Consider the following 26,327-nt stretch of genomic DNA (forward strand, 5'->3'; position numbering starts at 1 on the left):
TTAATGAAGAGAAATTAAACAAAATGATAAAAAATGAGAGGATATAATTGAGTTTGAATACTTTAATGATCTAAAATGAGGGAATATCGAAATCCTCAACTCTTTTTCCAGGTCAAGAAGATCGATCATTCTCTGACCAACATTGTTGATGTTTCCATCTACGACAATGTAATCTTCCCGTGGTTCAGAGTCCAGGTTTAGAGCTACTAGTATCTCAGTTGTATCAAGTATTCGTGAATATGCAAGAGTGCATTTACCACTACATGGAAGAGTAAAAGTAGTTCCATTACCCGATGTTTCTCTGAAATACTGCCTGCCGTAGCGCAGTGCAGACTCCGCTTTTCTGGTCTTGGCAACTTCCGAGATGCCAGCATAGATAGGATGCCAGTTATCAAAGAAATGATATCCTGTTGTGCCAAATGCTCCCCATTTACCTCCAAACATGCACTCCCTTACACAAGCATCGTCGTCACCACCACCACTAAAACCCTGTTCGGTTCCATAATAAATGCATGGAATGCCCTGGCTAGTGAGGAGATAAGACATTGCAAGAACTGCCTGTCGATGGAAATTATTTCCATGCATAAAGCGCCTATAGGGCCTACTCATCTGGTCATGATTATCTACAAATGTCACAAAATATCTGCCTGCTTCACCATGGTCCGTATAGAGGTTTTTGAAAGCCTCATACCTGTTCCGAAGAATACCCGGATCACTAAAGCCTTTAATAACTTCTTCAAGCACGAAATAAAGAGGAAAATCCAGTGCTGCATCCAGGGAAGGAAAACGCTCGTTAGTCCCGGGTATACGACTGTTTCGTCCTATGTAATTCTGTATTGTGGAATCATCCCCCACTATCTCACCGAAGATGAAGAAATTATGTTTGCCGATGGATTTGGCATATTCTTTTATTGAATTACAGAAAATAGCTGTTGAACTGGATTCCAGATGTTTCACCGTATCAATTCTGAATCCGTCAACATCTGTCTTTTTTATCCAGTATTTATAGACCTTTATAAGAGTATCAAGAACCTCAGGCTTACGAACATCAAGTTCTTTCAGCGTGAAGAAATCACCATTTATAGCCTGATCATGATTGTTCCAATCCTGTATCTGACCTCTTCTTTTGTAGCATTCCGGGTCCTGTAATTCCCGCGGCCATACAGCATCATTCTCACCCAAAAAAGACTTTGTATCTGCTTTTTGTCCGGAATATCTCCAGTACCCGAACTTGAAGGGATCTGGAGCATCTTGCCAGTAATAATACGGATGATCTTCAGGATACGCCCAGTTATCGCCTGTGTGATTTATTATGATATCCAGAATTACATACATATCGCGACAATGGGCCTCTTTTACAAGCTCCTGAAGATCTGCCATGCTTCCAAATCTCTCGTCAACCCTGAGAAAATCCTGTATACCATAACCATGGTAACTATCATCCATTTCCTGCCGGTTTCGGAATATAGGACTGAGCCATATAGCATTGGCACCCAGACCTTTGATGTAATCCAATCGTCTGCTAATACCTTTTATGTTGCCTCCCCGGAATACCTTGCCTTGAGTAATATCAAGTTCCTGGGACTTTATAGATGAATCATATAGCTCATTACCATCCTCATTATTGTCAAATCGGTCTACAAGTAAAAAATAAATGAAAACGTCCCTCCAGTCAACAGGAGATGGAAAAACATTATCATCTGGTGTAAACTCTATATCGTTAGCTGATCGAATTGCATTATTCCCCATTATATCCCCATGAATTATTCGCTTATGAGCCATATAAGAGTTTTCACCACGAATTTAAAGTCAGAATGTTTGCTTTATACTCACCCATTTCTGCCTTCACATACCTAAATGATAAATTCACCTTTTTAGTTGAATTTTGAATACTTGGTTATTTCCCGATCCTATTTTCGGCCAAAGTAGAAGACCCCTATCCCTGCCCAGAATAACATGAGAAACGAGGTCAGAATAAGCATCGGCATCGGGCCAAAATAGAATATCAGAGGTACAGAGGCAGCTGTAAATATCCCGCCGCCCACGATGGGTTCAAATAACAGTTGTTTATAACCAAATCCCTCAAGGGCAGGAGAACTTGATGCAGGATCAGCGATTCTCATGAGCAACAGGCCGCTGGCTGTCATTCCCATGGACTGACCGAAATTACCTATACTCCTTTCGAACCAGTATGAAGGCATCATTTTTGGTCCAAGGTATAAGAACGCTATCAAGTTCCATCCAATTCCAACTGTGGCAAGTATGAGGAAAGGTATCAGATTATTTCCAATAACCGTCAGTGACAGTGTGGCTATTGCACTGGTTATCAGAATGTCAAGAGATAATCCCTGTATTCTCATCATAAGATCTCTGTCCAGAGTATGGTACGAGTCAAACTTATCAAGGAAAATCTGCAGTACGATGCCCCCTATCATCGCCAGAGGAAAAAGAGGTACATGGGCAAGCAAATATATTCCCGTTGCCTGGCCCCATGTGATGGCCTCTATCCATATTAGTGCCTGAAGAATCAAATACCCGATTCCAATAGCAACGCCCACATAGGCAAAATGAAGTGAAAGAGGTTCAATAGATTCTGGTCTTGTGGTTATCTTCCCTGCAGATTCCCTTGAGTCAAAATCGATGATACCTTTCTGATAGGTTTCATTAAGGGATATATGGGATTGGTCTTTCAACACACTTGTTTTTCCTGACCTTACACCATAGTTCAAAAGTACGATTCCAAGAATGACACCAAAGAGGATGCCCATAGTTGCAAGGCCAAGTGCAAGGTCTGTTGCATCTGAAAATCCAAGTTCTTCAAAAGTTGCGGCCATCCCGGCTGCTGTGCCATGTCCGCCTTCAAATGATATTTCTATAAGGGCACCTGCCATCGGGTCCATTCCAAAAAAAGGACTCAGTATCAGCATCGCAGCCAATATGCCAAACACATACTGACCCCATGCTATGGTCTGTCCGTGGGCAATTTGTGGTCCTGCCAAGAGCCATATATCTTTGATAGCAGGTAGTTTTTTTCCAAGAAAAAGCGTTGCAAATATGATATTTATGAAAATCCCGGGCAAAGTGGTCCACGCATCAAGCATCTCTTCTGGAAATATCCCTCCTGAGAGGAATGTACCGCTATCTCCGATCCATGAAATCAAATAACCCAGGACCTCAGGTCCAAGAAATAAAGCCAGGAATCCCCCGATAAGAGAACTGGGTATGAAGAGCTTTTGGATGGGATGTGACATAACCCTTATCCATTTCCCAAGAAGCAGGATGACACCAAGTACAAGAAAGCTCATTCCAATCATTGCAGCCGACATTTAGATAAACTCCACTTACCTTTTCAAGATCTGAATAAAAGGCAACGACTTATTTTTGTCTGGAACGATATATACGCTTTTGCTTTAATGCCAATCATTTCTTAGCAGTGCTGAAACCTATAAAATAATATGGCGTGCAGTGACGCATAATAGAAGTATACAATCCTGCAAAAGCAATAATAGCAAGCACCCAGCTCCAGATGCCCGGACCTACAAGATCCAGTGCCAGAACAGTTATTGCTATCGACCCGAAAAGTGCTCTGAACATGAGGTCCAAGCCCCCAACGTTCTCCTGAAGGAATAGTTCTTTTATATCCATATTTTCACTCCCGTTATTGATCAGAACAGAAATAATTGCAAGTTTGTGTTTAGTAGACACTGAAAAATATGAAAGAACTTACAGATAAAGGAATCTGATGAATTGTATAGTTCCTATACCGTTGCTCCCTGCAAAGCCTGCCTGGGATGCGTAAGTACAAATGTCTGTGTAATTAAAGACGATGGCATTGCCTTGGCAGAAAAAGCTAAGGAAGCAGATGCCCTTATTGTTGCAGGCTTTACACCATATTCCTCTCTTGATTCACGTACAAAGGCATTCATTGAAAGGCTTTACCCTCTTCGGCACAGATACGGATTTATGCAGGGAAAGCCCGGTGGAATAATAATCACATCCGCAATCCCCGAAAAATGTGACATGCTTCCTCCTGCACTTGAGAACGGTATCAATGCAATCACATACTACATGATGGAGGAGGGAATGGAAATAATGGGTTCTGTCAAGACCCTTGGAAATGTTCCCTGTGTGAAATGTAAATATGGAGATGACTGCGACATGACTGGCATTAAGATGATGTTCGGTCCCGATGCAACTAAAGAGTCCGTTGGAATAAGCAGATTTGAGGATCAGCCTGAAGCTGTCAAAGCAGCAAAAGAACTGGGTGGGAAGATTGCAGAAAAACTGAACTCAAAAGAATAAATTAGAAACGGCTTCAGCATATATTTTTATGTAAAAAGTAAGTGACAAAAGAAATAGTATATAAATGTTCATGAGGAATTATGAGTATGAATCTAGATGAACACGCCATAAAAAAACAGAAACTTATCAAACAAATGAATGAAGCAGGCAAAAAACGAAACCCTTCGGAAGACCATGCAGTTGCTTTGAAAACCCTTCAAAACCCTACACGCAGGAAAATAATCGAATTTATGAAGGATGGTCAAAAAAGTCTTGAGCAAATAAAAGACACATATCATCTAAATGATATGCAGGCAAGATTTAATCTCGATATGCTGGAAGATTCATTCTACATTGCTAAGACCGATTCACCTGATAAGATCATCTATGAGCTAACGATCAGAGGGGAGGCATTCTTAGAGAATGTTAGAACTGGTGGAAAATAAACAAGTAAAAAAACTGTTGATCAAAATTCTGGATTTTCAATCAGCAAGTGAGTGCAATAAAATGCTGAAAATCCATTTCTCGATCATAACTACTTAATTTTCAAACATATTTTATTTATGGTTATAAATTATAATAGTATATACCATTTGGTTTGCATTAGCTCAATTCACTTCTGGAATAAGTAAAGAATACATCTCACTGATACTTTCCATTACTTTGAAACCTTTGCCTGTTATCATATAATCGCCCCTCTCGTGTTGCTGGATTATCATTCCGGTATCTGAGAGCTTCTGCAGGTGGAACAAAAGGTTTCCTCCACGAAGACCTGTAAGCTTGGAAAGGAAAGAAAAGCTCATTGACTGAGCAGAGACTGCTTTTAATATTTCAAACCTCTTGGGGTGGCAGAGAGGGTCAAGCACATCGTAGATCACTGATTGTGAGGGAATCTGGGATATGTCCTGTTTACTGTCATTCTTTGTATCATATATCCTCAAGGATTGCATAAGATTTGCTTGTTTTTCAAAAAGGTCTGATACTTCTGAGAAACAGACATCACATTTTTTGTAAGGCATACCTTCCCTTAAAGTTTTGAGTTCAATGCGTTTGTTATCAATAAGATCACTATCTACCGAAGGCTCCTTGATGAGTGAGGCATTTTTCTTTAGCAGATTTGTGAAAACAGGCCTGCATTGATCAAGGCGGTCACATTTTTTGACCATGTTCTTTGAAAGCCCAATCTCTGTATCGGCAATAAGGTGTTTTTCCAGGACATTGGAATAATCACTTCTGACAAAGGCCAGAATAGATTCAAGGTGCTGCCTATTGGAATCTTCGATAAATGTCCTGATATCCCTGTGAATTTCATCGAGCTTTACTTTGACATCGTCAATCTCAGAATCGGATTTTTCACTCATGACAGAGAATTTATGTGCATGCTTTATAATGGTTTCTAATAAGACTTTAATGGTCATGGGAGTTACTCAAGCGTAGTGAGTATAGTGCAGTGCCTATTCAGTATACATCAATAACTAACCATTGTTCTATGTGGTTCAATGTCTTCAAAGGACATTCAACCATAAAAACGACATAAAGGAGTTTAAAAATATGAGTGTAAAAGAAGAAATCCATTCCCAGATCGTTGGCGTACTCGCAAATGCAACATTCCCTATAAACACACCTGAAGATCTGCTTGCAGCATTCCCTGCTGGTGCAGATACCACATGTAAATCAGGAGATGTTGAAGTAACTGTAGGTGAGGCAGGAAAACTTCTTACGGCAGAAGACTTCCCAATAGAAATGCAAAGCAGGTAGCGGACATTATTGTGGACATCTGTGAAAGCAGGCTTTCATTGCTCAATGTCGTCACATTTCTAGATCATGTTTTTTGAAAAACCAATCTCTGTATTGGCAATAAGACTTTTTTTCAGGATATTGGAATAATGATGGAGCCTCAGACGGACTACTGACAACATCAATTCAAAATCACAAACACTCTGATAGAATGCTTTTATCACGGCTAAAATAAGAAAACAATAGCTAAATAACAAAATAATACTTCTTAAAAATGTACTTGTAAAAAGATAAGTACACCAGCCGGGATTCGAACCCGGGTTCGAGCGTTGGCAACGCCCGGTGATAACCGCTACACTACTGGTGTGCATCTTAGGTGCCCAGACCCGGACTTGAACCGGGGACAACTGCCTCTTCAGGGCAGCGCTCTCCCAACTGAGCTACCTGGGCTTAATGACCCGAAGCACCTTAATGCTGCTTTTACATTTAAACTTGTCGAATCCTATAGAAAGGATTTGTGGTGGGCCCGCGGAGAGTCGAACTCCGGACCTCCGCCATGTCAAGGCGACGTCATAACCAGCTAGACCACGAGCCCATTTGATTTGCGAATATCTGTAAACGCCTTACAGCTTAACAACACTTAGTGCTATTACCGCATGCCTTGGCGCTTGTCAGCACCTCTCATAATGCATAATAGCTAATAAACCTTTTGGGTAAACAGATGCAACATGGTCATTTCCATATAAAGAACAGAGATTCCAATAATTCTCAGAGACTATTCACTCCCTAATTGCAGACTCATCTGCAAAGAAAGGACAAAATAGATGGCTTACTTTTTACTATAATCTAATGCCACAAGCCGCACATAAAAATACAGCACACGTCTGCCCAATGTCTCCCCATCAACAAGTAGTTGACTGATGGACTAACGGTCCAGACTAATAACGGCAACAAATTCCTTGCGCAAGTTCTTGCAGTAATACATGAAATAATCATTTAAGCTATGAGATTAATCATCCGAAAGACCTATCGCAATACACAATTCTTTATGGATCTTGATATATCCCACGAATATTTCACTCGTTGTAAAAAGTGTCAGGCGTAGCACTGGCATCAGAAATAGTTCGTGTTGAACCATCAGGATAAATAATTGTCAGGACACCCACAATTCTACCCAATTCATGCGAGTCATGCAAGTAGAATTCATCATTTTTTCTGGATACGTTAGTTGCTAAGATGACAGCTTTGTCCTTACCGATCTCAAGCACTTCCATGTCCCCAAAATCAAAGAAAAGATCATCAATAGCAGGCCCAAGGTTGTGTGCCCCCAGCAGGAAAATATACGTGCTGGAAAACATATCAAGACTATAAGAGATCGAAATAACCGAATCTGTTCCTTGAAATTCCATGGAGACCTGATTGAACCTTATGTACTCCTCACCATTTGAAATTATATTATTGCTGGCTGAGAATGACAAAACAGAAATGATCAGCGCAAAGACCAGAAAGACAGTCAGCTTCATTTTACCATATCCACGATTAAGAAATGCATAGTTTCTTATATTCTGATGTCACTTTAATCATATTAACTTTACTCACAAGTTAAATATAATAAATTTGAGTTACAAATTACTAAAAACCGTCAAGTATATATTTTGTACGTACCTCAGTGAACGAATCATAAACTTTGTGAGTAGACTATGGAGAACGAGATAACTACTTCTGGTGAAGAGATTGAACTCTATGGCGATACTTTTGATACAACTGATTCCATAGATGTTCCTCAACTTTTGATCGATCAGATCATAGGACAGGAGCATGCGGTAGAGGTTGTTAAAAAGGCAGCCAGCCAGAGAAGACATGTAATGATGATAGGAAGTCCCGGTACAGGGAAATCACTATTGGCTAAGGCAATGGCAGAGCTTTTGCCAAAGGAAGAATTGCAGGACATACTTGCTTATCCCAATCCCGAAGACAATAACAATCCTAAGATAAGGTCAGTTCCTGCCGGCAAGGGCAGGGAGATCGTGATGGCCCACAAAATGGAAGCGCAGAAAAAAGTCCAGTCACGAAATATGCTCATGATGATACTGGTATTCGGTATCATAATTTATTCATTCTATGTCGGCCAGCTTCTATGGGGAATCATTGCGGCAATCATGATACTCCTGCTGACACGTCAGTTCATGCCCAAGGAAGAACTGATGATACCTAAATTGATAGTTTCCAATTACCAAAAAGAACATGCTGCATTCATCGATGCCACAGGAACACATGCAGGTGCGCTTCTTGGAGATGTCAGGCACGACCCGTTCCAGTCAGGAGGACTTGAGACTCCTGCACATGACAGGGTAGAAAGTGGAGACATCCACAAATCAAACAAAGGTGTACTCTTTATCGATGAGATTAACACCTTGAGCCTTGAGTCCCAGCAGAGTCTCCTAACAGCTCTTCAGGAAAAAGAGTATCCAATTACAGGCCAGTCAGAGAGAAGTTCCGGAGCACTTGTCAAGACAGAACCAGTTTCATGTGACTTTATCATGGTAGCGGCCGGAAACCTGGACGCAATGGAGAAGATGCATCCTGCACTCAGGTCCCGTATCAAGGGGTACGGTTATGAGCTTTTCATGCGGGAATCAATGGAAGATACTCCAGATAACCGCAAGACCCTTGTTAGATTTGTAGCGCAGGAAGTCATGAGGGACGGACACATACCTCCATTTGATAAGAGTGCTGTGGACGAGGTCATACGTGAAGCACAGAGAAGGGCTGGAAGAAAAGGCCACCTTACACTAAAATTGCGTGATCTTGGAGGTCTTGTGAGGGTAGCCGGAGACATAGCACACTCCGAAGGAGCTACCATTGTAACAGACAAGCATGTGCTCGCAGCCAAGAAAATGGCAAGGTCCATTGAACAGCAGCTTGCTGACAACTATCTTGAACGCAAGAAAGATTACCAGCTTTTCAAGAAGATGGGAGGAGCTGTAGGAAGAGTAAACGGACTTGCGGTCATGGGCGGAGATTCAGGAATAGTCCTGCCAATCATGGCGGAAGTCACACCTGCCCAGTCCAGTTCAGAAGGACGTGTTATTGCAACAGGCATGCTCAAGGACATTGCAAAGGAAGCAGTGCAGAACGTATCTGCGGTAATCAAGAACGTCACCGGGAAGAACGTGATAAACCACGACATCCACATCCAGTTCATAGGAACTTATGAGGGGGTAGAGGGTGACAGTGCGTCTATCTCAATTGCTACAGCAGTCATATCTGCTCTTGAAGGCATACCTATCGACCAGTCGGTTGCGATGACAGGGTCACTGTCAGTACGTGGTGACGTATTGCCCATCGGTGGTGTGACCTACAAGATAGAAGCAGCCGCCCAGGCGGGAATCAAGAAAGTCATCATTCCAAAGTCTAATGAGGATGACGTCCTGATAGAAGACGCCTACAAGGATAAGATAAAAATAGTTCCGGTAACTAATATTATTGAAGTTATTGAACATAGTCTTGTTGACGGGCCTGATAAAGACAAGATCGTTGAGAAGCTAAAGAGCCTTAGCAGCCTCAAAACCAGCGCAGAAATGCCAGATATAGTCCCTGCATAAACAGGGACCTTTTATTTATTAATTTATTTATTAAACTTGTATTTTATTTATACAAGGAGGAGTAAAATGATGCATAGCGTAGACTTTTTTGATACCAGGATCATAGAAGGGACAACCACTTCCATTGTGCTTGATAACGATAAGATAGAACAGATATCTGTCAATTTTACAAAAGGTGCGGCAGTACGTGCCTTGAAAGGAGGTTCCTGGGGATTCACATCCGCTGATGGGGATTTCGATATTGAAAAAGCAATACGTTCAGCGTCTGAACTTGCTGCGAGCATGGATGAGAAATCATCTAAAGAAAAAGTTCATATCAAGGAAATAGCAAACCCCGTTGTTACCAACCTCCCTAAAGTAAAAAAGAATCCACTTGACGTTTCCCTTGAAGAAAAGGTACAAAACCTGACGGAATTCGGCAAGCATGCAAAAATGGATGGTATTAGCAGCACCAGTGCCGTCTACAGCGAGTCTACTTACAAAATAATGTATTCAGACTCAACCGGGATTGAGGGAGAATATGACATAACAAGAACAGGTTTTGCTATTAGTGCCGTGGCATCAAGAGAAGGTGTTTACCAGGCAGGGCGTGAAAGCAGATTTGGGGTTGCAGGATACGAGTTATTCGATAAACATGATTCCTTCGGACTTGCAGAGTCTGCTGCAAAAACAGCCTTAGAACTACTCGACGCAAAACCAGCAAGTGGCGGAACGTTGCCTGTGATACTCGATCCTGAACTTGCAGGGGTATTCGCACATGAAGCCGTTGGACATGCTTCCGAGGCAGACCTTGTGCTGGAAGGAAGCTCTATTTTGGAAAACAAGATAGGTCAGGAGATTGCGTCACCACTCATCAATGTCATCGATGACCCCACACTACACGAATACGGTTATTTCCCCTTTGATGACGAAGGCTCCCAGGCTAAAAAGACTGTTGTGATTAAAGATGGAGTACTCAATTCCTACCTCCACTCAAGGGAAACAGCCGCAAAGCTTGGTGGCAAACCTGGACACAGCAGGGCCCAGGGTCATTCAAGACCTATAGTGAGAATGAGCAACACCTATATTGATAGCGGAAAATCAAATTTTGAGGAAATGCTTGAAGAGATTGGCAATGGCGTGTACCTTATAGGATCAAGAGGAGGACAGGTAAACACCGGTGAAGGAGTATTCCAGTTCAATGCTGAAAAAGGCTATCTCATTGAGAACGGGGAGCTTACAACCTTGCTCAGGGATGTATCACTATCAGGCAAGACACTTGAAATACTCAATAATGTGAAGATGGTAGGTAACGATTTGGAGATGAACTCCGGAAGATGCGGAAAAGGCGGGCAACTAGTACCTGTAACCGACGGATCCCCGCATCTCATGATATCCAAGGCAATGGTTGGAGGTGCATGATATGTACGAACTTGCTGAAAAGGCCCTTAAGGCAGCAATAAAATATGGTGCAAAAGAAGCTGAAGTATATATTATGGAAAGTCAGAAAACTTCTGTGAACATACAGAAGGATCTAATCGAGGGCGCAAAAGAAAGTATCACAACTGGAATCGGTATACGCGCAGTTATAGATGGTGCCATCGGATTTTCAAGCACCAACATAATGAGCCTTATTGATAAAACGGCAAAGAATGCAGTCAGTTCTGCAAATATACAGGACAGCGACCCGGACTGGAAATCATTACCATCGAATCAGAAATACCCAACTGTCTCTGGAACAATGGACAAGCAACTCCAAAAAATGGAACTTGACGAATGCATTGTTCACACTATGGAAATGATAGAAAGTGCAAAGAACACACCTGGAATTATAGTTACTTCAGGCAGTTTTGGTCGCAGTCATGGAAAAAATCTTATACTGAACACAAATGGGGTAGAAATATCAGAGGAAGGAACCGGAGTTTCCGGATTCGTCGATGTTATCACAAATTCAGGAGAAACATCCACAGCCTATGATTTTGCAATATCCCGAAAGAATGATATTGATTTTACTTCCATTGGGAAAAATGCAGCTGAACTTGCAAAGATGTCACAGAATACAATATCCATCGAGCCCCACAAGACAGAAGTCGTGATTCATCCTTTTGCATTCTCAGACCTTATTGAAAATACATTCATGCCATCAATTGATGCAGATAATGTACAGAAAGGACGTTCAAACCTCATTGGAAAGAAAGGCGATATAATAGCAAATGAGAAACTTTCAATATATGATGACGGTTTGCTTGAAGGCGGCATAGAAACTGGGATCGCAGACGATGAGGGAGTTGCATCACAAAAGAACACTGTTATTGAAAACGGGACATTCATGTCATATCTTTATGACACTTACACAGCAGGCAAAGATGACGTGGAAAGTACCGGTAATGCATCCAGGAATTCATATCTTTCAACGCCTTCCGTAGGAACCAGAAATTTCATCATTGATTTCCCCAAATGCGATATTATAGCTGACACTGACACTGGTGTTTACGTAAATACAGTAATCGGAGCGCATACAGCAAACGGAATATCCGGGGATTTCTCTGTGGAAGCAAGGAATGCTTTTACAATTAAAGATGGAAAGCTGGACAAGCCTATCAAATCACTAATGATATCAGGCAACATATTTGATATGCTTAAGAACATCAATGGTGCTGGCAACGATGTAAGGAAAGTGGGTGGCACTATTACTCCTTCAATAAGGGTTTCGGATATGAGTGTCATTGGCTGATCATAAAAAATTGTATGAGAACAATATTGTTCTCATAAATTATTTTCTTTTTTATGTCACATTATACACATTGCATTTTGTAAAAGTGTGCACTCACCTGAAGATTTTTCTTTTTTTAAGACCACTGTATCTGATTGAAAGTACACTGTTTCTCAAATGTGCACATCATTTAGAAACAAATATATGCATATAAATTATAAGGGAGTCATAATAAATTAAAATAATCATACATATCATATTTATTGTAAGGCGAATAAATGGCAACATTGCACGAAAAGACATTGGGCATCATTGGTGCAACCCTAATTGGGATGATTTTGATCATATACCTTAGCTCACATTTTATAATCATAGATAGCTTTGATAAATTGGAAGAACAAGATGCCAGAGAAAATACCATTTATCTGAAAAACACATTATTATTTGAAAGTCTGGAGCTTGAAAATAAAGCTGCTTATTGGTCCGTGTGGAATGAGACGTACCAATTCGTTCAAGACAATAACAGTGAGTATATTGGAAACTACCTGATGAACGATACTTTTCTGAATCAGAGACTGGATTTTATGTTCTTCTATAATGATTCCGGGATTATGACCTATAAAAAAGTACTTTCATTAAAAGAAAACAATGACCAGACCATAAGAAAGCTTGAAGAGCATCTTGAACAGAAAAGCTATCTTCTGGAGCATGAGAATAAAAACATCAGGAAGACAGGATATCTGGTCTTTGAAGGCAAGCCGGTAATAATAACTTCTCAGCCAGTTATTAGAAGCGATAAAAGTGGTCCCATCTCAGGAACTGTGATCATGGGAACAGTCCTTGATAATGCTGAGATCAAAAGATTAAATGAAATAATGAATCTGGAACTGTATATCAAAAACATCCAGGATTCCACAGATAATAACAATGATATAAACTCTGCAAAAGGTACGAAGGATGAAAATGCAAATATCAGCCTTCTCACTGATAATGGCTACATTTCTTCATATGCACCTTTCAATGACATCTACGGAAACGATGCGTTTTCCCTGGAAATAAGAATTCCCCGGGATATACATAACCAAGGCGTCAATACTATGAACTACTCCCTCGTGGTTTTGCTCCTTACCGGCATCATTTTTGGTGTTTCCGTAACAACCCTGCTTAAAAGATCACACATATCACGCCTCAAGAAGCTTCAGAATGAAGTGAGAGACATCAGCAATCTGGGAGATTTCTCTAAGAGAGTATGCCATGAAGGAACTGATGAAATTTCCGACCTTGGAAAATCAATAAACAGGATGCTTGAATCACTTGAAAGCTCACAGAATTTAATTATAAAAAGAGATACTACTATTAATGCTATTTTGCAGGCAATGCCTGACATGATGTTCCAGATCAAAAAAGATGGAACCATTTGCAATTACAAACTCTCCACGGATAACTGTATTTACGAATCTCCTGAAACTGAGCTCAATATCAAAATTGATGATGTTTTTCCCGCCCACATTGCAGAAATGGAACTTAAGGTCATAGAACAAGCCCTTCTTACAAACAAGATTCAGACAATGCAATACGCAATGCCTGTTAAGGGCGATATGCGGGATTTCGAAGTAAGAGTGGTAGCCAGTGGTGAAGACGAGGTTATGGCTGTTGTTAAGGACATAACTGAGATCAAGCAGGCAGAGGAGATGCGCAAAAAAGATCTGCTCTTAAAAGAGATACATCACCGGGTAAAGAACAACCTCCAGATCATATCAAGTCTGCTAAGACTCCAATCAAGAAAATTCACTGACAAAAATACCATAGAGGCTTTCAGAAAAAGTCAAATACGTGCCAAATCAATGGCAATTGCCCACGAAAAATTGTACCAGTCGCATAACATTGAGAATATAGAATTCGAAACTTATGTCGACACCCTCACTAAATACTTGCTAAGTTCATATGGCTGTGATCCTGCAGATATCAAAATTGATATAAAGATTAAAAACATAACACAAGGAATTGATACAGCCATTCCACTGGGCCTTATCATAAATGAGATCATTTCAAATGCCTTGAAACACGCATTTACGGGTCAAAGGGGGAAAATTCTAATAGAAATGATCCCTGAGCAAGATGGCCTTTACATGCTCGTTATCAGGGATGACGGAATCGGATTCCCGGAAGACATAGATTTCATGAAAACGGAATCATTGGGGATGCAACTTGTTGTTTCATTGGTTGAACAAATTGAAGGAACCATAGAACTCATTAGAGGGCACGGCACAGAATTTAGAATCACATTCAAAGAACTATCCTATAAAAGAAGGGACTACTAATGACTAATGAAAAGATAATGATAGTCGAAGACGAGAAAGTAGTAGCCCTTGATATCAAATGTAGTTTGGAACATTTTGGATACTCTGTCCCATGTATGGCGGCCAGTGGTGAAGATGCCATTGAATTCGTTAACAGATTCAATCCTGATCTGATATTGATGGATATAGTCCTTAAAGGAAAGATAGATGGTATAGATGCTGCAAAGGCCATACGTAAAAATTCAGATATACCGGTTATCTATCTTACCGCCTATTCGGACGAGAGAACACTGCAAAGAGCAAAACTCACAGAACCTTTCGGCCACATTTTAAAACCCTTTGACGAAAGGGAGCTTCGAACCAATATTGAAATTGCATTATATAAAAATGAAAAAGAGAAGGAAAAACTTTTCGATCATGAAAAATGGATTACTTCACTGCACAATAATTTCGGTGATGCGCTCATATCCACTGATAACAATGGAACAATTAAATACATGAACCCTCTGGCACAAGCACTCACCGGATATAAGCAAGAAGAAGCCCTAGGACAGAAAATAAGTAAAATACTCAAGGTCGTTTGTGAAGATAATAAGTGTGCAGAGGATCCAACAAAAAAAGTTATTCGAGAGGGTGCATTCTTTGGTCTTGATGACAACACAATACTGATATCAAAAGATAACACCCACATACCACTTGACATAATAGGCTCCCCAATTACAAATAAGAGAAACGAGGTCATCGGTACTGTCATTATTTTTTACGACATAACTGACAGGAAAAAAATAGAAAGATCGTTCCGAAGTTTTGAAGTTGCTTATGTATGATCGATTCTGTAATTCTTTTTTACGTATACTGGTTCTTTAACGCCACAAGTACAAGCAGCAATGAAAACAGCAACATAGCTGCACAGATATAAAAAGGCAGTTCAAATGAAATATAACCTGCAAGCAGTCCCCCAAGTAAAGGTCCCAGAGCCATTCCGGCGGCCTGTGAGGCTGTAATGGTGCTGACCTTAGAACTTACTCCCGAACCACCAGTAAGCTCGACTGCTAAAGCCATTACAGGAGTTTCCACTGCTGCCATTGCTATGCCCTGGAATGCACGTAGTACTATTAGCTGGGTGACGTTGTCAACATGACCAAGACCAATTACGATTGGAATATTGAGTAGCAGACCCAGTGCAATTATCCGTTTTCTTCCTATACGATCTGATATAAATCCCATCGGAGTCTGGAAAAGCACCCTTGAAAATACATAGGAAGAGACTGCAATACTAAGAGATAGCGCGCTTGCATTCAGCCTTGTCCTGTATTCCGGAAGAAAAGCAAATATAATCATTATTCCTACCATCATCATGAACATGGTAATTGAAAGGATTGCAAACTGAAATCCTTGCTTCGGCTCCGATATATTTTTCTTTTGAGCTGTAACATCATGAGTCTCCGATACAAAAAATGATATTAATATCAAGCTTACAAGACCCAGTAACGCACACACATAGAATGCTGTGACAAAACCGTAATAACTGGCAAGTATACCACCTATGATGGAGCCGGTGCCAAAACCAAAACCCCTGACAGTGGAATATATACCGATTGCAACGCCTCTTGTGCTGCTTGTTGACATGTGAGTGACCATTGCAACAATTGCAGGGACTGTTGCACCTACAGTGATTCCCTGTACAATGCGAAGCAGCACCAGCTGATCAAAACTATTGGTGTTGGCATAAATGAAAGATATCAGAGTAAATCCTGCCATTCCAAGAACAACAAAAGGCTTTCTTCTGTTAAGAGAATCTGACAAGCGGCCAAGAAATGGCTGTGAAATAGCATTTGACAGTCCAAAAACAGTAGCAATGATGCCTGCCCTGACAACTATCGGTGTGTCAGAGAAAATATTACTATCCAGGCCAACTATGTACAAAGGAAGCAGGAATGCAAGCATCCCGGTACCCAGATCCTTGAATAACTTGGAAAGAGAGAGCACATAAAGTGCAGGATCTAATTTCTGTTCATCTTTTTGAAGTACCGGAGCATCTGAATTCATCATACGACCTGTGTATGGTGATTATGTCTCAAACTATAAAAGCATAGAATCAGGAATCATACATATAGAATATTTCGCAAACATCCTGATATTGACAGAGAAATGATGTCCTTGGACAGAAAAAAATCATCAGAATGATTAAATGCAGGACCTAAATATGTCCTGCTTTAAAAGATTCATTCAACGACAATGAGTCCGCCTTTTGTCCATGGATGGGTAACAAGTTCATATTTATAAGTGCCCACATCTTCAAACGTGTAGGTGAAAGTATCATTTTTCCTGAGTGTCGGAGACTGGAAACTGTCCCCCCCTACAAGATTTCCTTTTATGATAAAGGCCACTGAATCATTATTTATCCACCTGACAGTATCGCCTGGTGAGATCATGCTTGAGTAAGGATGGAATTCATATTCATTGATATATATAATCGCATCTGCCTCAACAGATTGTGACTCTGAAGATTGCTCATCAACACAACCTGAAAAGGATAATGATAATACAGATATTAGCATTATCAGGAAAATTAGACTTCTTGCTCTCATATTCTTAGAAGAATTACTATTTCCTAATAACACTTTTGATGGTAAATTAATTCCTTTCACGCTGCATTAGGTACATTTCTTCAAGACGACCAATGGTCTCAACATCTTCAACAGATTTGTCAGACCTTACATTTACCAGTCTCGGGAAACGAAGTGCATAACCAGATTCATAATTGACACTTTTCTGGATCTCTTCAAATGCAACCTCAAAGATTATCTCAGGCTTAATTTCGACCTCTGTTCCAGACTCCACTATAATAAGTTCAGAGAATATTTCCGTGAGTTCGGCAAGTTGTTCATCTGAAAAACCAGTCGCAACACGCCCAACAGGCAGGAAACGTCCTGTGTCAGGATCATGACATGCAAGTGCGTAGGACCCAAGGAAACTGGTACGCCGACCGTATCCCCATTCTGCGCCTATTACAACAAGATCCAGAGTCTCCATGACAGGCTTTTTCTTGAGCCAGTTCTTACCGCGTTTTCCCGGAGAATAAGGTGACTCCGGGTTCTTTATCATCACGCCTTCATGACCTGCTTTAAGAGCAGCATTGTATATTTCCACAATTTTTTCAGAATCATCGGTCAGATACTGGGTATCGACGTTGATCTTAGCCCCATTTTTGACACAACCCTTAAGATTCTCCCTTCTCTGTACGAGCGGAAGGTCAAGCAGACCCTCACCATTTAGATACATAATATCAAAAAGATTGAGTATGAGAGGAATCTCACGTGCTGTAGCCTGAACATCATGTTTTCTTCTGAAACGTTTCAGTATTTCCTGGAATGCCTTTGGTCTTCCATTTTCATCGATGGCCACGGCTTCACCGTCAAGTATTGCAGACTCAGCACTTACATTCTCCCTTACTGCTTCTACGATATCAGGAAGAGAATCTGTTATATTCTCAAGGCGGCGGGAGAAAAGAGTGATATTATCACCTTCTTTGTGTATCTGCACCCTTGCCCCGTCAAATTTCCACTCTACTGCAGCAGTTCCTATATCTGAAAGAGCTGCATCAAGACTTGGAGTTATCTGAGCCAGCATCATGCGTATGGGCCGATTGAGCTCAAGGCCAAGAGATAGTACTGCATCTCTTCCACCTTCTCTGGCGGTGCTCGCGACAAGTCCGAGGTCATTGCTAAGCATGAAAGCCCTTTCAATTTCCTCTGCAGGAACATCGAAGGCTTTGGAAATGGCATCCCTTACTATGCCTTCGCCAACTCCTATCCTTAGTTCTTCCACTGCAAGGCGTGCAATATAGCTCACCTCTTCCGGTGAAGTTGAATTAAAAAGATACTGAAGATTTTTTATTTTAGATGTCTGGGAACCTTTTCCTGATGCTTTAGAAATAGCCTTGAATCTTTCAAATACATCAAGAATAGAGAGATCATTGGACTCCTCCATGAATGAAGAGAAGGTAGCCTGGCCACTGGATACCTTTTTTAGAGCTCTTGAAGCAGTTTTACCGATATCACCTGTTTCCCTTACAAGTTCCTTTATATCAGAAACCGCAAGTCCTGCTGATTTTGCAAGAGCATTGTAAAGAATACCGGCACCAACACCAATCTCTTCGCTGCTCCATGCAGGAAAGATCTCACCCATCACAAAATGAGTGACAACCGGAAGTTCCTCAGGAGTGACCTGTTCAAGCAATTCAGCAACCAGAGATGCCATATCTAGGGAACCGGAAGTGCTCTCGATGACCTTGCAGATCTGAGAGAATTCTCTAAAACTTGTCATTATATGATCCTCGTCCCGGAAATATCGAATTTCAGTCCCTGTAAATGGATATCATGTCACTCAGAATCGCACTCGCTGTTTCAATGGAACCTGCTCCACGCCCTGTTACAGTGATGGGGCCGGAAAGGTCAGTTTGCACGGATGCAACATTAAGAGAACCACCAACTGCCAGTGGGTGATCTATTGGCACCAGTTTAGGAGCCACATTTATCCTGCTGTCGTTGACCTCTCCTATTAGTTTGATAACATAACCATCATTATGAGCCAGCAACAGTGCTTCAGGTGTAATCTTCGTTATGCCTGTGACTGTGACATCCTCATGAGTTGCATTCATTCCGAATATGCAATTTGCAAGTATGACCATTTTGCAGACAGTATCAATACCCTCCACATCATATGTCGGATCGGTTTCAGCATACCCAAGCTCCTGCGCCTCTGCAAGCATCTGCTCATACGGAGCATGCTCCTCCATCATACGGGTGAGGATGTAATTACAGGTACCGTTGAATATACCTTCAACATTGGTGATCCTATTACCTGCCAGCACATCTCTTGCAAGATTCAATACAGGCATTGCACCACCTACAGTCGCTTCGAACAGGAATTTGGAACCAACGGCATTGGCAGCTTCCATAAGCTTGCCGTATTGCATCGCAAGGGGACCTTTGTTTGAGGTGACCAGATTCCTTCTGTGTTTGAACGCCATAAGCATGTTCTCAAGACCGACACCACCAGTTACTATATTGGTGGGAGTTGTTTCCACAACAAGCTCGTGGTCAATACTCTCTATAATCTCAAGTCCGGTAAGCTTTTCAGCACCAACTGTACTTTCTGTGTTCTTTCTGGAGATAACGGCAGCAAGGTCTACCCCATCTGTATCAATAGCAGCTGCTCTTGAGTCTGCGATCGCAACAACTTTAAAATCAATTCCAATACTTTCAAGATACTCTTGTTTATCAAGAATGACCTTTGCAACACCCTGACCCACTGCACCAAAGCCTATAATAGAAACACGAATTGTTTTCATTAAATTGCCCCCAATTCACTATTAATAGGTTCAATGACCAGAAGATCTTTCTTTTTTGCAATTTCCTTCAGAAGCTCAATAGCGGATGCAAGATGCTCTTTGCTTACTGCATCTATTTTCAGGGAAGCTGACGAAGCCATGTTGATTTTTGGCATCGACAGGTTAAGGTCAACTACCTCGGCATATCCTGTGCTATCGATTTGATCGATAGTATCCTGTATATCCGTGTGAACGATATGACCTATCAGTATGACAGCACCATGTTCAAGATAGCGCTTCTCGTCCATGCTAACAACACGGACACCTCTCTCCTCAAGGTCTGCTATCAGCTTCTCAAGGTGGTCGGACTTTACCTCAAACACTACCTGCACGGGAATTGTACCGCGAGGGGTTTTCTTTTCGTGGTGATGTACCACGGAGATCAGATTACCCTTAAAATCGGAAATTGGTTTTAGTGCAAGAAGTAATTGGCCGGGGATATCTTTTAACTCAAGATCCATTGAAACTCGCATGTATACCCTCGTGTATAGATTTAACTAAATTCAGTAACTTTCCTACCCATACTCATTAGATACAGTTATACATTTTGGTTTGGTTGTTCCGATCCAACAAGAATTATAACGTTTCCACGGCCTTTTTTAAATTTCTGAACAATACCACGGTTCTCAAGATCCGATACCATGAGGCTCACCTTTGCCTCGGAGTGTTTTACCTTTGTACGCAATTCCTTCTGGGTAATTCGACCTTCATTCTTTGCAATGAGGTCTATAACCTCTCTTAGATCATCAGGTAACTCCTGCCATTTATCGTCGGGAATTATTGAACCAAAATTATCATGAGAAATATGATGACTGTCATCCTCAGATATAGAGGTTACACTGCGTTGTTTTACAAAATAATATCCCCCAACAGATAACACAGCAATGAAAATAAGAATAAGTATAATACTCAGGGAAAATGGATTGGTTTCTCTATCATTAGCATCTGATAAATTAGCAATTTCATCAAGCTCAGAAAACTCAGTCCCATTAAATGGTGCATCATAATATACAGGAAGCAGGAGCAGATCCATCACGTAGTCCCCATCACCGGTGATGGTTATTTCCTCTTCAGTATATGCCACCAGATTGTTTCCACCATAAAAACTGGCTGATATAAGGTAATCCCCAGGTTCCAGATTAAAGGAATATATCCCATATTTTGCAAGCATTGATTGGGGAGGAGTTGAGTTCACCTCGACAATGACATCTTCCAGAGGATCAAATGAGTTCCACTCATATACCGCACCATGAATGGTTGCCATCTCTGCAGCAGTTGAAAACTGGACACCCGCAAGCATCACGGTTGCGATTAGGCAAAGCAGAATCATTTTTTTGTAAATCACAGGATGTATATTTAGCAAGTACACACATATAATAGTTACTTCGAGCAGGAATCTGAAGAAAGATAAAGTTTTATCAAGTAAAATAAACTGTTTTAAGGCTTTTTTACACAATGAAGCATACGTAAAGTTCCCGTAAAGTAAAGTATGATTATATCCGGCTCTGCGAATCTAAGAATTACAAGTGTAAGTTAAAGCACACCACCAAGTTATTGCTTCCGGGCATATCAACCACCAAATTTGTGCTTGGCTTTCACTTACAAAATAAAAGAAAAAAAACGGGAGAATATTGATTATGAAAATAAGAACATTTACATTAGTTGCTGTAGCAATTATGCTGGTAAGTTTATTTACAGTGACTGCCATGGCAGCAGATCAGCAAAGGGACAGAGACCAGGACTGTACTGGTGTACCTGATGAAGCACTAAGAACGCAGACAAGAACAGGTTTCAATGCTGGCGATGTTGCAACTGGAGAAGCCGGTGTCAGTAACGGATATTGCGATGGCAGCAACTGTGAAGGCAATTATGATAGAGAATGTGATGGTAGCGGTTCCCAGAATGACAGAGACTGTGACGGAGATGGACCAAAGAGAGATGGTTCATGCCAGATCTAAACCGTAAATGAATAAATTATGAAATTCCGGCTAATATAGCCGGAACTTTTTATTATATATAAACATTTAAAATACCATCTAAAATACATAAAAATTCAACAAGAGGAGTGGAGGGTTATCGAATGAAAAAACAAGGATTGAGAATATTTGCATACCTAACTGTAGTACTCATGCTGCTAAGCATCTTTTCGGCAGGAGCACTTGCAGCGTCTGATAATGGACAGAGCAGCGATAATGGAATGTCAGAGAAAAAAGTTCAGGACAACGATAGTTCTGATGAACAATCTGATGAAACAGAAGATGATAATGAACCTTCGGGTGTTCAGGACCATGACAGAGATCATGATATGGTAAATGCCCCTGATGCGACAAGAAAAATGGCCGCAAATAAAGTAATAAACAGAGTTCAGGAAGTTAAGGACACAAGAGATGGATACCTTGAAGCAAAAAACAATTTTGCCAGTATAAAATCTAAGAATCCAAACCTGAATTCTGAAGAAGCTATTGAAGCTACCAAGACATATCTGACCAGTTCTATCGATTATATGCTTTCATTCCTTGTTAACGAAGAATACATCGAGGAACTGGAAGAAGAAAGAGACAATGTAGAAGCTGCAACCACCAGAGCTGAACTTGCAGATTCTGCAAAGAACATCAGGAATATATGGAATGATTCCCGCAAGAACCGCATAGTTACTTCAGGAAAGGTCATCGACAACAAGATCAGTGAAGTTGTAAAAGCATCTGATGCTCTTATACTACGTCTTGAGAATGAGATCACTACCATGAAAGAAAATGGAGAGGATGCAGAAGAACTTGAAGAAATGCTCGCCAAGTACCAGGAGCTCATGGATGATGCGAAGGAAAACCAGGAGCATGCAAGAAATACATATAGAAATGGAAACGGCAGCAACGGTGAGAATGTCCGTGAGGCTAACAGGTATATTGTGCAGGCAGGAAAAGATATCAAGGACGCAAATGGCCTACTCCGGAACATGCTCAAAGAGCTTAAAGAGCAGAGAGAAGGAGTAGTAGTACTCAGTGGAAGTGGCGAGCTCACTGCAGAAGGTGATGGAACTACAGTCCTTTCTGGCAATCTTTCTATTAGCACCATATCGACCAATGCAACACTTGTCATAAAAGATATGGCAGGGAATGCAACAATCGATATTGATGAAGATGAATATGAGTCATCCAACATTGATAATGGCAACAGTACAGACAACAACCGTGCATTTGTCTACCATAATGTCACAGGCGATGTGTTCATTGAAGGAAGCCGTCTTACAGTAATGATTCGTGGAGACAACATTGAACTTACTGCCGAAGGAACAGGTACTGCAGTACTTGCAGGCGATGGTACCTATGAAGTTGAAAGAGAATCCGGCGACTGGGCAAGCCGCTACGTAGACGATGACTCAGATGACGAACAGGATGATGATTCTTCAGACAACGAAGTCGATGACGATTCATCAGACAACGAAGAAGATGATGATTCCCCAGATGACGAACAGGATGATGATTCTTCAGATGATGACAATGAAGATGATTCATCGGATGAAAATGAAAACACTGTCTGAGAGTAGGAATGAATGAGAAACGATATAGGAGTTGAATGAAAATGGTAAAACTAAGAAATATCGTCATCATCGCTGTCCTTCTCTGCGGTGTTGTAATGTCAGGGTGTGCTGATAAAAGTATTACTGAAGAAGAGACAGTAACTAATGATACTGAACCCGAAATAAGTGTTGCAGACGAGCTACTCAGTGAAGAAATGGTGGGTATCACAGACACCGAGATACAGGCTCTTGAAGCTGAACTGGCAGAGCTTGAAGCACTTATTGACGAAATCGATCTTGAAGAAGATATTGTTCTCGAAGAAATATGAATGCCTGGCATTCATGTTTTTTTTGTTTTGACTTTTTTTACATTCTGCTCAAATTTCACGTATCCCTGAATGGGTAGTTTCGTTTTTAGACTCTGTAGAACACCTAATTCTTATTTTAGTGATGCACAAATATTTAATTATATTATAACCTTGACAGATAATGCCAAGGTTATATTTATTGTTCAAAGCAGGACTTCTACAAAGCCTGTCCTTAAGACCTTTTTATACCCTGTTTAAGAGCCTTTTTACCCATATAATCAGGAATTATGTTTTTTTCCACGACCAAATTGGATGTACCGACCCCAACCACGATAATCTTAGACTCAACCGGTTTCTCACCTTCCCTGACTACAATATCCTTTTTAGTTACTTCTATATCTACTTCTCCTTCTAAGTAACCTGCTGCCCTCATGTAATTCATTATGATTTTTTCACCGGTGTTCCTGGCAAACTCATAAGCATCCATATACTGGTAGAATATGGACCTGCCTTCTGGTGAGAACACGAAGTAATTGAGGATATCCTCTTTGGGACCCTTCATTTCTACATCTTCAACGTTTATCCCTACTACAGGATTAAAATCCCTCTTGATAAGTATTTCAACACGCTTGATACCTTTGCCCACAAGAGAACCTACTGCATTACCTACATTAGCATGCTCCGGAACAACTATATCAGCATCTATCAGTTGTTCCATTTCCTCTTTATACGCAACAACAGGACCACCAAGCAGTACAACAGGAGTCTCTACCTTAAAACGAGTGAAATTCTCCCCGGAGAGTATATCCTCAACAACTGATTCCGGAATGCCTTTTATAAGGTAAGAAATAAGATCATATGCCATGTTCTTTGCAACTTGTCTTTTTACCATGCTGCAGAGTTCTTCCTTCTTAGTCCTTGTCAGTTTGCCAAGTTTCTCAGCGCCTATTATGGATGCTTCCGTTTCCCATTGCCTGAAATCTCCAAGTACATGCAGAGCATCAGTTGGAGTGAAACCTATAGATTGTATCAAACGTTTCTTTATAAGGCCATCAATAGCACGGACATTTGGCTGTTTCTTCAGGCGCTGGAAAATATCTACATAAGAAAGAGGAATTCCCTGAATAACATCATATACCTCTTCTTCCATCTTTGTAAGTTCAATAGAACGGACATCTGTGCGTACAAAGAATTTAGTTGGCTGAATATTTTCGCAAAGAAGCGTTCTGGAAGGAGATTTAGTTGTCTGAAGTTTTTCAAGAAAACCAGGATACTCAACTGCAGCACGACAAAGGGGAATCACCCTTCTAGGTCCTACGTGGAACTTTTGATCCTGGGCCCATACATGGCTGTCACCACCTGTAGCAGAGGTTTCCATTTTAATAGCCTTTACCATGGTCTTCCATCCACCTACAATAGCTCCTTGGTCACTAATTTCCGGGACACCACCCCTGATGAGAGCAACGTCCGTACTGGTTCCACCCACATCCACCATTGCACATGTGGGGAATTTTGTAAGGAAACCAGCACCTACAAGACTTGCCGCTGGTCCGGAAAATATTGATTCGATGGGACGCTCCAGTGCTTCCTCCATACCTACTACAGAACCATCACATTTGAGCATGAGAAGATTGGCATCAATATTCCTTGACTTGATGTCCTTCATAATGGATTGGATGAACTTATGTGTGATTGGCAATAACTGAGCATTAAGGTACGCGGTAATAGCCCTGTCATAGGCTCCAACTTCCTGGGAAAGCTCATGTCCGCATACAACAGGCAGCCCTGTAGTCTCGCGAATTATCTGTTTGACGCGGAGTTCATGTTCCGAATTACGGTTGCTGAAAAATGCAGACGTAGAAAATGCTGCAACCTGATCCTTTACCTCAAGGGCAAATCGCTTAACTCCCTCTTCGTCAAGAGGAGCAGCTTCTTCACCATTACTTGTATGACCACCACTAAGTCTAACATAATATTTAGCAGGAAAACCCTCATCAGGAATCACATAATCACCAACCAGAATCACACCTACTGGAAAACCAGTATCTTCCAGTATGGTATTGGTAGAAAGAGTGGTTGAAACTGAGACCAGTTTTACATTTTCAACATAATCCTGATTTAGAGAATCAATTACTTTTTTAATTCCACCTATAGGGTCCGGATAGGTAGTAAGCATTTTAGCAGCATCCAGTATCACACCATCCGAATCACGGATAATAACCCCGTCTGTAAAGGTTCCTCCGGCATCAATGCCAAGACTGTATTGCATTTTTAGTTCACTCCTTGGAAAAATAATCAATTTTAATATATAAAGTGCAGATAAAAAACGGTTTTGCACTATTTAAGCATTACCAATTTAATCTGAAAATCTTCGCCGTTAATCGTATGACCAACACTAAGTCTGGCATAATATCTAGCAAAAATAAGCTCATCACGTACGAACTGTTTGATTCTCTACAAACACCAACCATATAAGCCAATTCGAACCCCAT

General features: G+C 41.0%; 23 protein-coding genes and 3 tRNA genes. 11 read left to right on the top strand and 15 right to left on the bottom strand.

Going from position 1 to position 26,327, the window contains the following annotated elements; genetic code table 11:
* The 3 genes from V7O67_RS11605 to V7O67_RS11615 form a co-directional block, all read right to left on the bottom strand.
* Nucleotides 1-1,749, bottom strand: a complete 1,749-nt coding sequence (locus V7O67_RS11605; RefSeq protein WP_342304686.1) for an alpha-amylase family glycosyl hydrolase — start codon at nt 1,747-1,749, stop codon at nt 1-3.
* 161 nt (nt 1,750-1,910) lie between these two features.
* Nucleotides 1,911-3,326: a sodium/glutamate symporter gene (locus V7O67_RS11610; RefSeq protein WP_342304685.1), complete on the bottom strand. Its 1,416-nt coding sequence runs from the start codon at nt 3,324-3,326 to the stop codon at nt 1,911-1,913.
* Nucleotides 3,327-3,420: 94 nt separating this feature from the next.
* Nucleotides 3,421-3,645 (bottom strand): DUF2892 domain-containing protein, encoded by a 225-nt coding sequence (locus V7O67_RS11615; RefSeq protein WP_342304683.1) that lies wholly within the window; start codon nt 3,643-3,645, stop codon nt 3,421-3,423.
* A 192-nt stretch (nt 3,646-3,837) separates the two neighbouring features.
* On the opposite strand from V7O67_RS11615, the gene V7O67_RS11620 reads away from it, so the two are divergent.
* Nucleotides 3,838-4,302, top strand: a complete 465-nt coding sequence (locus V7O67_RS11620; protein ID WP_406670048.1) for a flavodoxin family protein — start codon at nt 3,838-3,840, stop codon at nt 4,300-4,302.
* A gap of 80 nt (nt 4,303-4,382) precedes the next feature.
* Nucleotides 4,383-4,727, top strand: coding sequence for an ArsR family transcriptional regulator (locus V7O67_RS11625; protein ID WP_342304681.1), 345 nt, complete (start codon nt 4,383-4,385; stop codon nt 4,725-4,727).
* A 162-nt stretch (nt 4,728-4,889) separates the two neighbouring features.
* Here the strand turns inward: V7O67_RS11625 and V7O67_RS11630 are convergent, their stop codons facing one another.
* Nucleotides 4,890-5,642, bottom strand: a complete 753-nt coding sequence (locus V7O67_RS11630) for a winged helix-turn-helix domain-containing protein (RefSeq protein WP_406670050.1) — start codon at nt 5,640-5,642, stop codon at nt 4,890-4,892.
* A gap of 190 nt (nt 5,643-5,832) precedes the next feature.
* Between V7O67_RS11630 and V7O67_RS11635 the strand changes: the two genes are divergently transcribed.
* A complete protein-coding gene (locus V7O67_RS11635; protein WP_342304679.1) occupies nt 5,833-6,039 on the top strand; it encodes an MTH865 family protein in 207 nt (68 codons plus the stop codon).
* 274 nt (nt 6,040-6,313) lie between these two features.
* Here the strand turns inward: V7O67_RS11635 and V7O67_RS11640 are convergent.
* The 4 genes from V7O67_RS11640 to V7O67_RS11655 form a co-directional block, all read right to left on the bottom strand.
* A tRNA-Gly gene (locus V7O67_RS11640) sits at nt 6,314-6,385 on the bottom strand.
* Between the two features lie 10 nt (nt 6,386-6,395).
* Nucleotides 6,396-6,468: transfer RNA gene (locus V7O67_RS11645), tRNA-Phe, on the bottom strand.
* Between the two features lie 68 nt (nt 6,469-6,536).
* Nucleotides 6,537-6,613 (bottom strand) — tRNA-Val (locus tag V7O67_RS11650).
* A gap of 481 nt (nt 6,614-7,094) precedes the next feature.
* The gene (locus V7O67_RS11655; RefSeq protein ID WP_342304678.1) at nt 7,095-7,541 is read right to left on the bottom strand and encodes a hypothetical protein; all 447 of its coding nucleotides are present in this window, start codon (nt 7,539-7,541) and stop codon (nt 7,095-7,097) included.
* 177 nt (nt 7,542-7,718) lie between these two features.
* Between V7O67_RS11655 and lonB the strand changes: the two genes are divergently transcribed.
* The 5 genes from lonB (at nt 7,719) to V7O67_RS11680 (ending at nt 15,442) form a co-directional block, all read left to right on the top strand.
* A complete protein-coding gene (gene lonB, locus V7O67_RS11660) occupies nt 7,719-9,623 on the top strand; it encodes an ATP-dependent protease LonB (RefSeq protein ID WP_406670052.1) in 1,905 nt (634 codons plus the stop codon).
* Between the two features lie 69 nt (nt 9,624-9,692).
* On the top strand, nt 9,693-11,024 hold the full coding sequence (locus V7O67_RS11665) for a TldD/PmbA family protein (RefSeq protein WP_406671470.1): 1,332 nt from the start codon (nt 9,693-9,695) through the stop codon (nt 11,022-11,024).
* Between the two features lies 1 nt (nt 11,025).
* Nucleotides 11,026-12,336: a TldD/PmbA family protein gene (locus V7O67_RS11670; RefSeq protein ID WP_342304676.1), complete on the top strand. Its 1,311-nt coding sequence runs from the start codon at nt 11,026-11,028 to the stop codon at nt 12,334-12,336.
* A 257-nt stretch (nt 12,337-12,593) separates the two neighbouring features.
* Entirely contained in the window at nt 12,594-14,636 is a 2,043-nt protein-coding gene (locus V7O67_RS11675) for a CHASE4 domain-containing protein (protein ID WP_342304675.1), read from the top strand.
* A complete protein-coding gene (locus V7O67_RS11680) occupies nt 14,636-15,442 on the top strand; it encodes a response regulator (protein ID WP_342304674.1) in 807 nt (268 codons plus the stop codon). The genes V7O67_RS11675 and V7O67_RS11680 overlap by 1 nt, the downstream gene beginning before the upstream one ends.
* A 19-nt stretch (nt 15,443-15,461) precedes the next feature.
* Here V7O67_RS11680 and V7O67_RS11685 read toward each other — a convergent pair whose 3' ends face one another.
* The 6 genes from V7O67_RS11685 to V7O67_RS11710 all read right to left on the bottom strand — a co-directional run bounded on the left by V7O67_RS11685 (nt 15,462) and on the right by V7O67_RS11710 (nt 21,310).
* A complete protein-coding gene (locus V7O67_RS11685; protein WP_406670054.1) occupies nt 15,462-16,664 on the bottom strand; it encodes an MFS transporter in 1,203 nt (400 codons plus the stop codon).
* Nucleotides 16,665-16,840: 176 nt separating this feature from the next.
* Nucleotides 16,841-17,206, bottom strand: coding sequence for a hypothetical protein (locus tag V7O67_RS11690; protein ID WP_342304672.1), 366 nt, complete (start codon nt 17,204-17,206; stop codon nt 16,841-16,843).
* A 46-nt stretch (nt 17,207-17,252) separates the two neighbouring features.
* Nucleotides 17,253-18,944, bottom strand: coding sequence for an ATP-dependent DNA ligase (locus V7O67_RS11695; protein ID WP_342304671.1), 1,692 nt, complete (start codon nt 18,942-18,944; stop codon nt 17,253-17,255).
* A gap of 31 nt (nt 18,945-18,975) precedes the next feature.
* Nucleotides 18,976-19,971: a homoserine dehydrogenase gene (locus tag V7O67_RS11700; protein ID WP_342304670.1), complete on the bottom strand. Its 996-nt coding sequence runs from the start codon at nt 19,969-19,971 to the stop codon at nt 18,976-18,978.
* Nucleotides 19,971-20,483 carry an amino acid-binding protein gene (locus V7O67_RS11705; protein WP_406670055.1) on the bottom strand — a complete coding sequence of 171 codons (513 nt, stop codon included), beginning with the start codon at nt 20,481-20,483 and terminating at the stop codon, nt 19,971-19,973. Before V7O67_RS11705 ends, V7O67_RS11700 begins: the two co-directional genes overlap by 1 nt.
* Before the next feature lie 65 nt (nt 20,484-20,548).
* Nucleotides 20,549-21,310: a helix-turn-helix transcriptional regulator gene (locus V7O67_RS11710; protein ID WP_406670056.1), complete on the bottom strand. Its 762-nt coding sequence runs from the start codon at nt 21,308-21,310 to the stop codon at nt 20,549-20,551.
* A gap of 337 nt (nt 21,311-21,647) precedes the next feature.
* Between V7O67_RS11710 and V7O67_RS11715 the strand changes: the two genes are divergently transcribed.
* The 3 genes from V7O67_RS11715 to V7O67_RS11725 all read left to right on the top strand — a co-directional run bounded on the left by V7O67_RS11715 (nt 21,648) and on the right by V7O67_RS11725 (nt 23,856).
* Nucleotides 21,648-21,968, top strand: coding sequence for a hypothetical protein (locus V7O67_RS11715; protein ID WP_342304667.1), 321 nt, complete (start codon nt 21,648-21,650; stop codon nt 21,966-21,968).
* 122 nt (nt 21,969-22,090) lie between these two features.
* Nucleotides 22,091-23,548 (top strand): hypothetical protein, encoded by a 1,458-nt coding sequence (locus V7O67_RS11720; protein ID WP_342304666.1) that lies wholly within the window; start codon nt 22,091-22,093, stop codon nt 23,546-23,548.
* Nucleotides 23,549-23,589: 41 nt separating this feature from the next.
* Nucleotides 23,590-23,856 carry a hypothetical protein gene (locus tag V7O67_RS11725; RefSeq protein WP_342304665.1) on the top strand — a complete coding sequence of 89 codons (267 nt, stop codon included), beginning with the start codon at nt 23,590-23,592 and terminating at the stop codon, nt 23,854-23,856.
* Between the two features lie 211 nt (nt 23,857-24,067).
* On the opposite strand, the gene V7O67_RS11730 is transcribed toward V7O67_RS11725, so the two are convergent.
* Nucleotides 24,068-26,104 (bottom strand): hydantoinase/oxoprolinase family protein, encoded by a 2,037-nt coding sequence (locus tag V7O67_RS11730; RefSeq protein ID WP_342304664.1) that lies wholly within the window; start codon nt 26,102-26,104, stop codon nt 24,068-24,070.
* Nucleotides 26,105-26,327 lie beyond the last annotated feature (223 nt).

Source organism: Methanolobus sp. ZRKC4, from assembly GCF_045291305.1.
In the GTDB taxonomy this organism is placed as follows: Archaea; Halobacteriota; Methanosarcinia; order Methanosarcinales; family Methanosarcinaceae; genus Methanolobus.